14 protein-coding genes are annotated in these 11,711 nt (G+C 60.4%); 3 read left to right on the top strand and 11 right to left on the bottom strand.

Going from position 1 to position 11,711, the window contains the following annotated elements; translation table 11 throughout:
* Positions 1–25: 25 nt before the first annotated feature.
* Both NA645_RS16850 and tldD read left to right on the top strand, forming a co-directional pair.
* A complete protein-coding gene (locus NA645_RS16850; RefSeq protein WP_256049906.1) occupies positions 26–871 on the top strand; it encodes a carbon-nitrogen hydrolase family protein in 846 nt (281 codons plus the stop codon).
* Between the two features lie 2 nt (positions 872–873).
* On the top strand, positions 874–2,316 hold the full coding sequence (gene tldD / locus NA645_RS16845; protein WP_256049905.1) for a metalloprotease TldD: 1,443 nt from the start codon (positions 874–876) through the stop codon (positions 2,314–2,316).
* Positions 2,317–2,376: 60 nt separating this feature from the next.
* Here the strand turns inward: tldD and yjgA are convergent, their stop codons facing one another.
* Positions 2,377–2,898, bottom strand: a complete 522-nt coding sequence (gene yjgA / locus NA645_RS16840; protein ID WP_131649899.1) for a ribosome biogenesis factor YjgA — start codon at positions 2,896–2,898, stop codon at positions 2,377–2,379.
* Between the two features lie 106 nt (positions 2,899–3,004).
* On the opposite strand from yjgA, the gene pmbA reads away from it, so the two are divergent.
* On the top strand, positions 3,005–4,351 hold the full coding sequence (gene pmbA, locus NA645_RS16835; protein WP_256049904.1) for a metalloprotease PmbA: 1,347 nt from the start codon (positions 3,005–3,007) through the stop codon (positions 4,349–4,351).
* 160 nt (positions 4,352–4,511) lie between these two features.
* Here the strand turns inward: pmbA and NA645_RS16830 are convergent, their stop codons facing one another.
* The 10 genes from NA645_RS16830 to NA645_RS16785 all read right to left on the bottom strand — a co-directional run bounded on the left by NA645_RS16830 (position 4,512) and on the right by NA645_RS16785 (position 11,629).
* Positions 4,512–4,784: an HPr family phosphocarrier protein gene (locus tag NA645_RS16830; protein WP_181100083.1), complete on the bottom strand. Its 273-nt coding sequence runs from the start codon at positions 4,782–4,784 to the stop codon at positions 4,512–4,514.
* Between the two features lie 8 nt (positions 4,785–4,792).
* Positions 4,793–5,650 carry an RNase adapter RapZ gene (gene rapZ, locus NA645_RS16825; protein ID WP_181100245.1) on the bottom strand — a complete coding sequence of 286 codons (858 nt, stop codon included), beginning with the start codon at positions 5,648–5,650 and terminating at the stop codon, positions 4,793–4,795.
* A 135-nt stretch (positions 5,651–5,785) separates the two neighbouring features.
* Complete coding sequence (ptsN, locus tag NA645_RS16820) at positions 5,786–6,250, bottom strand: PTS IIA-like nitrogen regulatory protein PtsN (protein WP_256049903.1); 465 nt, start codon at positions 6,248–6,250, stop codon at positions 5,786–5,788.
* Between the two features lie 6 nt (positions 6,251–6,256).
* On the bottom strand, positions 6,257–6,565 hold the full coding sequence (gene hpf / locus NA645_RS16815) for a ribosome hibernation-promoting factor, HPF/YfiA family (RefSeq protein ID WP_131649903.1): 309 nt from the start codon (positions 6,563–6,565) through the stop codon (positions 6,257–6,259).
* 68 nt (positions 6,566–6,633) lie between these two features.
* The gene (locus NA645_RS16810) at positions 6,634–8,142 is read right to left on the bottom strand and encodes an RNA polymerase factor sigma-54 (RefSeq protein ID WP_256049902.1); all 1,509 of its coding nucleotides are present in this window, start codon (positions 8,140–8,142) and stop codon (positions 6,634–6,636) included.
* Positions 8,143–8,291: 149 nt separating this feature from the next.
* Positions 8,292–9,017, bottom strand: a complete 726-nt coding sequence (lptB, locus tag NA645_RS16805) for an LPS export ABC transporter ATP-binding protein (RefSeq protein WP_256049901.1) — start codon at positions 9,015–9,017, stop codon at positions 8,292–8,294.
* Entirely contained in the window at positions 9,017–9,565 is a 549-nt protein-coding gene (gene lptA / locus NA645_RS16800; protein WP_256049900.1) for a lipopolysaccharide transport periplasmic protein LptA, read from the bottom strand. The genes lptB and lptA overlap by 1 nt, the downstream gene beginning before the upstream one ends.
* Entirely contained in the window at positions 9,552–10,124 is a 573-nt protein-coding gene (lptC, locus tag NA645_RS16795; RefSeq protein ID WP_256049899.1) for an LPS export ABC transporter periplasmic protein LptC, read from the bottom strand. Before lptC ends, lptA begins: the two co-directional genes overlap by 14 nt.
* A gap of 8 nt (positions 10,125–10,132) precedes the next feature.
* Positions 10,133–10,654: a KdsC family phosphatase gene (locus NA645_RS16790; RefSeq protein WP_256049898.1), complete on the bottom strand. Its 522-nt coding sequence runs from the start codon at positions 10,652–10,654 to the stop codon at positions 10,133–10,135.
* Entirely contained in the window at positions 10,655–11,629 is a 975-nt protein-coding gene (locus tag NA645_RS16785; protein WP_256049897.1) for a KpsF/GutQ family sugar-phosphate isomerase, read from the bottom strand.
* Between the last annotated feature and the right edge of the window lie 82 nt (positions 11,630–11,711).

The raw sequence follows: 11,711 nt of genomic DNA, 5'->3' as shown, positions 1-11,711 counted from the left end.
GCGGCTAAGCCGCCAGAGTATTCCCATGACATTCGCCGTTATCCAGATGACCAGTCAGGCCGACATCCAGGCGAATCTCGCCACTGCCAGGCGGCTGCTGGAACGGGCCGCCGAGGCTGGGGCAAAGCTTGCGGTGCTGCCGGAAAACTTCGTCGCCATGGGGCGGACCGATCTACCAGCAGTCGGAAGGGCTGAAGCCGAGGGCGTCGGCCCGATACTGCCGTGGTTGAAACAGACCGCACGTGACCTCAGGTTATGGATCGTCGCCGGCACGTTGCCGTTGCCGCCGGATGATCAGCCGCAAGCGAAGGCCAGGGCCTGTTCGCTGCTCGTCGACGATCAGGGGCAGCGCGTTGCGCGTTACGACAAGCTGCATCTGTTCGATGTCGATGTCAGCGATGCGCGAGGCCGCTACCGTGAGTCGGACGACTATGCGGAGGGTGAACGGCTGGTGGTAGTCGACACGCCGGTGGGCCGGCTGGGAATGACCGTCTGTTATGACCTGCGTTTTGCCGAGCTGTACTCGGCGTTGCGTCTGGCCGGCGCCGAGTTGATCAGCGCTCCTTCGGCCTTTACCGAGGTGACCGGTCAGGCTCATTGGGAGATGTTGATACGCACGCGGGCCATCGAGACGCAATGCTATATGCTGGCTGCAGCCCAGGGTGGCGAACACCCTGGCGGACGAATGACCCACGGGCATTCGTCTATCGTGGATTTCTGGGGACGCGTGTTGAGCGAGCAGGCAGCTGGCGAGGCGGCATTGATTGCCAAGCGGGATGCGGCCGAACAGGCTGCGACGCGCCAACGCATGCCGGTGCTTAGTCATCGCCGATTCTGCGCGCCCCGTATTGCCTCGGGCACTTTGGAGTAGATATGAGTGAACTGTTGTTACCCGTCACCGAGCGACTGTTAATACCGGGTGGGCTGGGGCTCGATGACCTGCCGGGTTTGCTTGGCGAACTGGCCGGCCCCGGCATCGATGCTGCGGACTTGTATTTTCAGGACCAAGTAACCGAGTCCTGGGTGTTGGAAGATGGCATCGTCAAGGAAGGCAGTTTCCACATCGAGCAGGGCGTGGGCGTCCGGGCGTTGTCCGGCGAAAAGACCGGCTTCGCCTACAGCAACGCGATCACTGCCGATGCGCTGCGCCAGGCAGCCGAAGCGGCCCGCTCGATTTCTCGCAGTGGCCAGCAGGGCCGTGTCGAAGTGCTGTCGAAGGCGGCCTTTGCACCGTTATACGTGCAGGAAAACCCGCTGGATGGGCTCGGGCGGGCGGAAAAGGTCGAGCTGCTCAAGCGCATCGACGTCGCCACGCGGGCGCTGGACCCGCGCATCAAGCAGGTGACGGTGAGCCTGGCCGGTGTTTGGGAGCATGTTCTGGTGGCGGGACTGGACGGCGCGATGGCTGCCGACATCCGCCCGCTAGTGCGTTTCAACGTCAGTGTCATCGTCGAACAGAACGGCCGTCGCGAACGCGGCGGACAGGGCGGCGGCGGGCGTACCGGCTATGACTACTTCCTCAATGAAGACCGCGCTATGGGCTATGCGCGCGAAGCGCTAAGGCAGGCGCTGGTGAATCTCGAGGCCGTGGCGGCACCGGCTGGTACCCTGCCCGTCGTGCTCGGGCCGGGCTGGTCCGGCGTGTTGCTACACGAGGCGGTCGGGCACGGGCTGGAAGGCGATTTCAATCGCAAGGGCAGTTCGGCCTACAGCGGCCGGATCGGCCAGCAGGTCGCCTCCAAACTGTGCACCATCGTCGATGACGGCACCCTGGCCCATCGCCGCGGTTCGCTGAGCGTCGACGACGAGGGCACGCCCACCCAGTGCACCACGCTGATCGAAAACGGCATTCTCAAGGGCTACATCCAGGACAAGCTCAACGCGCGTTTGATGGGCGTTGCGCCTACGGGTAATGGACGGCGTGAGTCCTATGCGCACCTTCCGATGCCACGGATGACCAACACCTACATGCTGGCGGGCGAAAGCGACCCGGAAGAGATCATCCGCTCGGTGAAGAAGGGCATCTACTGTGCGAGTCTCGGCGGCGGGCAGGTGGACATCACCAGTGGGAAATTCGTGTTCTCGACCAGCGAGGCCTATCTGATCGAAGACGGCAAGATCACCGCGCCAGTGAAGGGTGCGACTCTGATTGGTAACGGTCCGGATGTGATGAACAAGGTGTCGATGGTCGGTACCGACCTGGAACTGGACAGCGGTGTCGGCACCTGCGGCAAGGACGGCCAATCGGTGCCGGTGGGTGTCGGACAGCCGACGCTGAGGATCGACGGGATTACGGTGGGGGGAACGGGAGCTTGAAGCTGAGGCCCGAAGCTGAAAGCCAGTCCAGATCACTTCAGCTTCAGGCTTCAAGGCAGCTTATTTCAAACCGCGCTTGGTTTCATCGAGGTCGCGGATGTATTTAAAGATCTTGCGACTGGCCGCTGGCGGCTTGTTTCGCGCCGCTTCGTGCTGGGCGTGGCGGATCAGGCTGCGCAGTTGCTGGCGGTCGGTTTCGGGATATTCGGTGACGAAGGCTTCGAGGGTTTCATCGTTGCCGGCGATCAGGCGATCACGCCAGCGCTCCAAGGCGTGGAAGCGTTCGTTGTACTGGCGGGTGGAGGCGTCGAGCTGGTCGACCAGAGCCAGGATGCCTTCGATATCTTGGTCGCGCATCAGCTTGCCGATGTATTGCAGGTGGCGTTTACGCGCGATGTTTGCCGTGTGCTTGGGCGCATCGGCCAGCGCCTTGCGTAGCGCATCGGTGAGAGGAAGGCGATCCAGCACGTCGGGCTTGAGTGTGGCGAGGCGTTCACCTAGCTCCTGCAGAGCATGAAGCTCGCGCTTGACCTGGGTTTTGCTTTTTTCCTCGAAGCCGTCGAGATCGGAAATATCAGACATGGGGCTGGTCCAGTAGGAAATGCCGCCATGATAACAGCAGCTTTGCTGCGCAGCTCAGCCGAGCGCTGGCGACTGCGATTTGATCGAATCAATGCTTGGAGTGTTTATGAGTGAAGTTGAGGGGATAGGCCCGCACGCGTTACCCGGATTGCGCGACAGGATTGCGCAGATCATCGAAGAGGCGAGCCGCCAGGGTGCCAGTGCCTGCGAGGTGTCCGTCTCGATGGAGCAGGGGCTGTCGACGACGGTTCGTCAGCGAGAAGTGGAAACGGTCGAATTCAATCGTGATCAGGGCTTCGGTATCACGCTGTACGTCGGTCAGCGCAAGGGCTCGGCGAGTACCACCGGCAGCGGCGACGAGGCGATTCGCGAAACCGTGGCGGCGGCACTGGCGATCGCCAGACATGCGTCGGAAGACGAATTCGCCGGGCTCGCCGATCCTGCTCTGATGGCCAAGGATGTGCCGGACCTGGACCTCTACCATCCCTGGAGCATTGCGCCGGACGAGGCGGTGGAATTGGCCTTGAGCTGCGAGGCGGCGGCCTTCGCGGCTGATTCGCGCATTCGCAATGCAGACGGCACCAGCCTGAGCACCCATCAAGGGTGCCGAGGCTATGGCAACAGCAATGGCTTCATCGGCGCCTACTGCAGTACCCGGCACAGCCTTAGTAGCGTGATGATCGCGGAGGCCGACGGGCAGATGCAGCGCGATTACCACTATGACGTCAGTCGCGTCGCCAGCGATTTGGTCTCTGCCGATTCGATCGGTCGTCGTGCCGCAGAGCGTGCCGTTCGCCGTCTCGGCGCTCGTCCCGTGCCGACATGCGACGTTCCGGTGCTGTTCTCCTCGGAACTGGCGACTGGGTTGTTTGGGCATTTCCTCGCGGCGATTTCCGGCGGCAACATCTATCGCAAGTCTTCCTATCTGGAAGATGCACTGGGGCAAACGCTGTTTCCCGAGTGGCTGAGCCTCGACGAGCGTCCGCACCTGCTGCGCGGATTGGCCAGTTCTGCCTATGACAGCGATGGCTTGGCGACCTACGCCAAACCCTTCGTCGAGAATGGCAAGCTGCTTTCCTATGTGATGGGCACCTACTCTGGACGCAAACTGGGAATGCCCAGCACGGCCAATGCGGGTGGCGTGCACAATCTTTTCGTCACCCACGGGGATGAGGATCAGGCTGCACTGATTCGCCGTATGGGACGTGGTTTGCTGGTCACCGAGTTGATGGGGCAGGGCTTGAACTTGGTAACCGGTGATTACTCGCGCGGGGCTGGCGGTTTCTGGGTCGAGAATGGCGAGATTCAGTTCCCGGTACAGGAGGTGACTATCGCCGGCAATCTGCGCGACATGTTCCGCCAGATCGTCGCGGTCGGCTGCGATGTTGAGACGCGTAGCAGCATTCACACGGGATCGGTGCTGATCGAGCGAATGAAGGTGGCGGGGAGCTAAAGCGGCAGGCTAAAAACCGCAAAGACGATAAAAGCGCTGGAGGCTGGAAAGCTGAACGGAAAAGCAGCCGTAAGCCTGACGCTAGGAGTTGAAAAGGGTTGGGCGGGCTCGACACTGTTAGCCTCCAGCCTCCAGCCTCCAGCCTCCAGCCTCCAGCCTGCTATTCTCCTTCCTCGAAATAGTCTTCGATCAGTGCGATCAGCGCATCGACTGCCTCTTGCTCCTGCTCGCCCTCGGTGTGCAGGTGCAGGTTGGTGCCCTTGCTGGCGGCTAGCATCATGACCGCCATGATGCTTTTGCCATCAACGAGGGTGGCAGGACAACGGCCAATGCGGATGTCGCAGGGAAACCGGTTGGCGACGCCGACGAACTTGGCGGCTGCGCGGGCATGCAGGCCCAGCTTGTTGATGATGGTGATTTCGCACGAGGGCATGTGGGGTCCTAAGCCAGGTCGCGATGGCGTACCTGGACATTCTTCAAAGGTTCGCGCAGCGCCTGGCCGAGTCGCTCGGCCAGATAGACCGAACGGTGGTGCCCGCCGGTGCAGCCGATGGCGACCGTGACATAGGCGCGATTGCTGGCGGCGAAGCGCGGAAGCCATTTGCTCAAATAGGCGAAGATGTCTTGAAACATTTCTTCGACATCCGCTTGTGTGGCGAGATAGTCGATGACGGGCTGGTCCAGCCCGGAAAAATCGCGCAGATCGGCCTTCCAGTACGGATTCGGCAGGCAGCGCACATCGAACACGAGGTCGGCATCAACCGGCATCCCACGCTTGAATCCAAAGGACTCGAAGAGAAACGCCGTGCCCGGTTCCGGCTTGTTCAGCAGGCGTAGCTTCAGCGTGTCACGCAATTGATAGAGGTTCAGATGCGTCGTGTCGACCTTGAGGTCGGCGAGGTCGATGATGGGAGCCAGAAGCAGCTCCTCGTCACGGATAGCTTCGGCCAACGAACGATTCTGGTTGGTCAGCGGGTGGCGCCGGCGGGTTTCCGAGAAGCGCTTGAGCAGTGTCTCGTCTGCGGCGTCGAGGTACAGCACGTCACACTGGATATGCCGGGCACGGGCTTCTTCGAGCAGCTCGGGAAAACGCTTCAGCTGGCTGGGCAGGTTGCGCGCATCGATGGATACCGCAACCTGCGGCTGTATCAGCTCCGTATGCAGCAATGCCCGTTCCGCCAGTTCCGGCAGCAGTCCCGCGGGAAGGTTGTCGATGCAGTAAAAGCCGTTGTCCTCGAGCACGTCGAGCGCGGTGCTCTTGCCAGACCCGGAGCGACCGCTGACGATGATCAGGCGCATGGCGGCGCGACGCCCGGCAGGATACGAGCGTGCTGGCATGAGCCTGGCTGCACGCTGTGCTGTCGAGGTGGTTGGTGCAAGGTTAGGGACACGTCTCTTTCCTCACTCGTCGCAGGGCCAGCGAGATGGTTTCCGCTAGTGGCCGCTCTGAATATCAACGACGGTCTGATACAGATCCTGTCCCGTTCTGGCCTGGCGCAGACGCTCGCGAACGTCTTCGCGGTCGAGCATGCTGGCGATCTGGCGAAGCAGCTCGAGGTGTTCGTCAGTCGCCGCTTCCGGCACGAGCAGGACGAACAACAGATCGACCGGAGCGCCGTCGATGGCATCGAAATCCACCGGATCATCCAGCCTCAGCACCGCGCTGAGCGGCGAGGTGCAGCCGGGCATGCGGCAGTGAGGGATGGCGATCCCGTTGCCGAAGCCGGTCGAGCCGAGCTTTTCACGGGCGATGAAGCTTTCGAAAATAGTTTGAGAGTCCAGATCTGGAAGGTCTCGGCCAAGCACCTTGGCGATCTGTTCCAGTACGCGCTTCTTGCTGCCGCCCGGCACGTTCACGAGGGAACGTGCGGGGGTCAGGATGTTTTCTAGTCGGATCATGATGGGCTAGCGAGCTATTGCACCCTGGTTGTGGTCGAGCTGTTTTTCTTTGTGCTTGATGAGCTGCCGATCGAGCTTGTCGGCAAGGAGATCGATGGCCGCGTACATGTCTTCATGCTCGGCATTGGCGACGACCTCGCGTCCGGCGACGTGCAGTGTGGCTTCGGCTTTTTGCTTGAGTTTTTCGACTTGGAGGATCACCTGGACGGCAATGATGCGATCGAAATGCCGTTCCAGTCGGCTGAATTTCTCTTCGACGTAGTTACGCAGGGCTTCTGTGATTTCCAGATGAAGTCCAGTGATGTTGGTTTGCATACTGCATCTCCTTTTTGCCACGTGCGATTGACGGGATGACCCGTCACCGGAAGAAATCGACCTGACATTTACATCAACCGCTTACGTTCGCTGGATGGTGCGATACCGAGTGATTCGCGGTATTTGGCGACGGTACGGCGTGCAACTTGAATCCCCTGTGCCTCCAGTAAACCAGCGATCTTGCTGTCGCTCAATGGCTTTTTCGGGTTTTCCGCGGCCACCAGCTTTTTCAGGATCGCCCGGATAGCGGTAGAAGAGCACTCGCCGCCCTCCGCCGTACTGACATGGCTGGAGAAGAAGTACTTCAGCTCGTAGATGCCGCGTGGCGTGTGCATGTATTTCTGAGTGGTGACCCGTGAGATGGTCGATTCATGCATGCCTACCGCCTCAGCGATGTCGTGCAGCACCAGCGGTTTCATCGCTTCATCGCCGTGCTCGAAGAAGCCGCGTTGATGTTCGACGATCTGCGTGGCGACCTTCATCAGCGTCTCGTTGCGGCTGAGCAAGCTCTTGATGAACCAGCGCGCCTCCTGCAGCTGATTGCGCATAAAGGTGTTGTCGGCGCTGGCGTCGGCGCGTTTGACGAAGCCCGCATATTGAGCGTTTACACGCAGGCGGGGCATTGCCTCCTGGTTCAGTTCGACCAGCCAGCGACCATTATGCTTGCGCACGATCACGTCGGGCACGACGTACTCCGGCTCGCTCGCTTCGATCTGCGAGCCGGGCCGAGGATTGAGTGTCTGGATCAGGTCGATGACCTGACGGAGCTCGTCTTCTTTGAGCTTCATGCGGCGCATCAGCAAGCTGTAGTCGCGGCTGCCGAGGATATCCAGATGGTCGCTGACCAGCCGCACGGCTTCGACTAACCATGGCGTCCGCTCCGGCAGTTGACGCAGTTGCAGTAGCAGGCATTCGCGCAAGTCGCGTGCACCGATGCCGGCTGGCTCGAACTGTTGAATGCGGCGCAGCACCACTTCGACCTCGTCGAGTTCGATTTCCAGCTCGGGATCGAACGACTCGAGTACTTCCTCGAGAGTTTCGTCGAGGTAGCCCTGGGGGTTGATGCAATCGATCAAGGTGGCGGCGATAAGACGGTCCGTATCGCTCATCGGTGCAAGATTGAGCTGCCAGAGCAAGTGGCTCTGCAGGCTTTCACCGGCTGAGGTTCGGGTGGTGAAATCCCATTCGTCATCATCGCTGCTGGGCAGGCTGCTGGCGCTCGTCTGGTAGATGTCTTCCCAGGCGGTGTCCACCGGAAGCTCATCGGGAATACGGTCACCCCAATCGCCTTCCTCGAAATTCTCCACCGTGTTGATGGGTTCCTCGTAGTGATTGTCAGGCTCGCTCTGTTCGGTCGGCGTGCTTTCCGGCTTCTTCTCGATCGACTCGGCCATCGGATCGGAGTGATCGAAATCCTCTCCGTCCTCCTCACGCTCGAGCATAGGATTGGAATCCAGCGCTTCCTGTATCTCCTGCTGGAGATCGAGCGTGGATAGCTGGAGCAATCGTATGGCTTGTTGCAGCTGCGGTGTCATCGTCAGCTGCTGGCCCATCTTCAGGACTAGCGATGGTTTCATGGCAGAGGACTTCGAACCTTGTTTGCCGGCGCAACCGCGCCTGTTCCGATTTCGCTGGCGCTGGCAGGCGCCAATGTAAGCAAATTATATGCCTGCCAACGAAGCCTTTGCCTAGCCCTGGGCGACTGTCTCAGTGGAAAAAAATGGCATCAGAGACGGAATTCGTGCCCGAGGTAAACTTCCTTGACCAGCTGATTGGCCAGGATCGTCTCGGCGTCACCTTCGGCGATCAATTGGCCGTCGTTGACGATGTAGGCGGTTTCGCAGATGTCCAGTGTCTCGCGTACGTTGTGGTCGGTGATGAGTACGCCGATGCCTTTGGCCTTGAGGTGATGAATGATCTGTTTGATGTCGCCGACCGAAATAGGGTCGACTCCTGCAAACGGCTCATCTAGAAGAATGAACTTGGGGGTGGTGGCCAGGGCGCGAGCAATTTCGACGCGCCGCCGCTCGCCACCCGAGAGACTCATGCCGAGGCTGTCTCGGATGTGGTGGATGTGAAATTCCTGTAAGAGCCCTTCAAGCGCTTGCTGACGTCCGTTGCGATCGAGGTCCTTGCGGGTTTCCAGGATCGCCATGATGTTGTCGGTTACCGACAGCTTGCGAAAGATGGACGCTTCCTGCGGCAAATAACCGATACCAGCCCGAGCACGACCGTGCATGGGCAGATGCGTGACATCCTGCTCGTCGATCAGCACGCGCCCCTGATCGGCCTTTACCAGTCCGACGATCATGTAGAAACAGGTGGTCTTCCCGGCGCCGTTCGGCCCCAGCAGACCGACGATCTGTCCGCTTCCAATGGACAGGCTTACATCACGCACGACTTGGCGGCTCTTGTAACTCTTCGCCAGATGCTGGGCCTTGAGGGTCGCCATTACTCGGTCTGCTCCGCTGCCGGCTGATCTTTCTTGCGCGGCTGGATGACCATGTCCACGCGTGGGCGCGGCGTGGTGACATCGGTATCGGTCGCACGGCCGGCGTTGACGATCTGCCGCTGAGTGTCATAGACGATCTTTTCGCCTTCGAAGGTATTGCCTTCCTGAACGACTTTCGCCTGGTCGATCAGGACGATGCGCTCGTTGGCTGCGAAATACTGGATGGTCAGGCCGTAAGCCTTGACGATTTCCTTGTCTACCGCAGGTTTCTGCTCGTAGTAGGCGGGCTTGCCGATAGAGGTGAATACCTCTACATCACCATTTTCATCCTGGGTGATCGTTACCGTATCGCCGGTGATTTTCATGGTGCCCTGAGTGATCACCACATCGCCGCGATATACGGCCACGCCCTGTCGATCGTCGAGTTCCGCGGTATCCGCCTGGACACGGATCGGCTGGTTGCGGTCTTCGGGAAGCGCATGTGCGGTCGTGCCGAGCAGAAAGATGCTCAAGCCGATCAGGAGGGGGAGAGTCTTAACGCAGCTCATGCTGGCCTCTTACATTGGATAGCAGGAGCATCCTGCCTTCATTCAGATACGCTTTCATGCCCGTGGCGGTCGTCACGCCGTTCGCGGCGACGATTCTAACGGGTTGGCGGGTCTCGGCATAATCCTTCTCGGGGAGCACAGTCATCCGGCTGGTGGTGACGATCGTTGGACGTCCCTCGGCGTCGTTGCGTTCGATCCTGACGTTATTGATCAGCTCGACTTCCTCGCCCTTCGGGCCGACTTCTCCACGCTCGCTGGTGACATGCCACGGCAGCTCAGCGCCCCGATAGGAGCGTAGATCGGGGCGGGTCAGCAGGCTGATATCGCTGGCCTTGACGTGCTCGACCTTCTCGGAGAACAACACGTAGTTGCGCTTGCCATCCGGTTGATACTGCACGGTTCGCGAGTTGATGACGTAAAAGTCGATCGGTGATGTCTCGCCCTGTGTCACCGGGGCTTCCTGCATAAAGCTTTCGGGGCGAATGTTCCAGTAGCCGACAGCGACCAGTAACAGCGCAATTAGCAGCAGGACGGCAGGGAGGCGGATTCTGCTCAGCATTGGAACCTCTAGAGATAGGCGGCCTGGGCAGCTTCGAGGCTGCCCTGGGCGCGCATGATCAGTTCGCAGAACTCGCGCGCAGCACCTTCGCCGCCGCGGGCGCTGGTTACGCCGTGAGCATGATCGCGGACGAAGGTATTGGCGCTGGCGACGGCCATTCCCAGGCCGACCCTGCGGATCACCGGCAGGTCCGGCAAGTCATCGCCCAGATAGGCCACTTCAGCGTAGTCGAGCCCGAGTTCGGCGAGCAGTTCATCGAGGACCACCAGTTTGTCCTCGCGTCCCTGATACAGATGCTGGATGCCGAGGTTCTGTGCGCGGCGCTCAACCACGGGTGTTTTGCGACCGCTGATGATCGCGGTACGTACGCCGGAATTGATCAGCATCTTGATGCCATGACCGTCGAGCGTGTTGAACGTCTTGAATTCGCTGCCGTCGGCGAGAAAGTACAGCTTGCCGTCCGTGAGCACGCCATCGACATCGAAAATGGCCAGGCGAATGTCACGGGCGCGCCGCAGTAGATCGTTCACTTACATCACTCCTGCGCGCAACAGATCATGCATGTTCAGCGCGCCGATAGGTCGGTCATTGTCATCGACCACCACCAGCGCGTTGATCTTATTGTCTTCCATTATTTTCAGGGCTTCGGCCGCAAGCATATCGGCGCTGGCGGTCTTGCCGTGGATGGTCATGACCTGATCGATGCTGGCCTGACGCACGTCGACTCCCTTGTCCAGCGTACGGCGCAGGTCGCCGTCAGTGAATATACCGGCCAGACCGCCATCGGCTTCCACTACCGCCGTCATGCCGAGCCCTTTCTGCGTCATTTCCAGCAATGCTTCGCGTAGTGGTGTGCCGCGTATGACCTGGGGCAGGCGGTCGCCTGCGTGCATGACGTGTTCGACCTTGAGTAGCAGGCGCCTGCCGAGCGCGCCGCCTGGGTGCGAGAAGGCGAAATCCTCGGCGGTGAATCCGCGCGCTTCGAGCAGGGCGATCGCCAGGGCGTCACCGAGTACCAGGCTGACGGTGGTCGAGGAGGTGGGCGCGAGATTTAGCGGGCAAGCTTCGATGGCTACGCTCGCGTCGAGGTTGACCGCTGCCGCTTTTGCGAGCACCGACTCGGGATTGCCAGTCATGCTGATCAAGGTAATACCGAGGCGTTTGATCAGCGGCAGCAGTGTCACGATCTCGTTGGTGGTGCCCGAGTTGGACAGGGCCAGCACGACGTCATCGCGGGTGATCATGCCCATGTCGCCATGGCTGGCTTCGGCCGGATGAACGAAGAATGCCGTGGTGCCGGTGCTGGCGAGCGTGGCGGCAATCTTGTTGCCGATATGCCCGGACTTGCCCATGCCGACCACGACGACGCGGCCCTTGCACTGGAGGATGAGCTCGCACGCCTTGACGAACTGTTCATCGATGCGGGCCTTGAGTTGCTCGACCGCTTCAATTTCCATGCGGATGGTGCGCTGGGCAGTCTCGATCAGCTGGCTGCTCTGATTCATGTCTGTTTCATCGCCTGAATGAAAACGCGGGATTATAGCGGCAAACCCATCGCCGCTCACCGAAAAGCTTTCGAGTGGATCG

This window comes from Stutzerimonas stutzeri (genome assembly GCF_024448955.1).
Classification (GTDB): Bacteria; Pseudomonadota; Gammaproteobacteria; order Pseudomonadales; family Pseudomonadaceae; genus Stutzerimonas; species Stutzerimonas stutzeri_AQ.
This window is presented reverse-complemented; position numbering and strand designations above follow the sequence as displayed.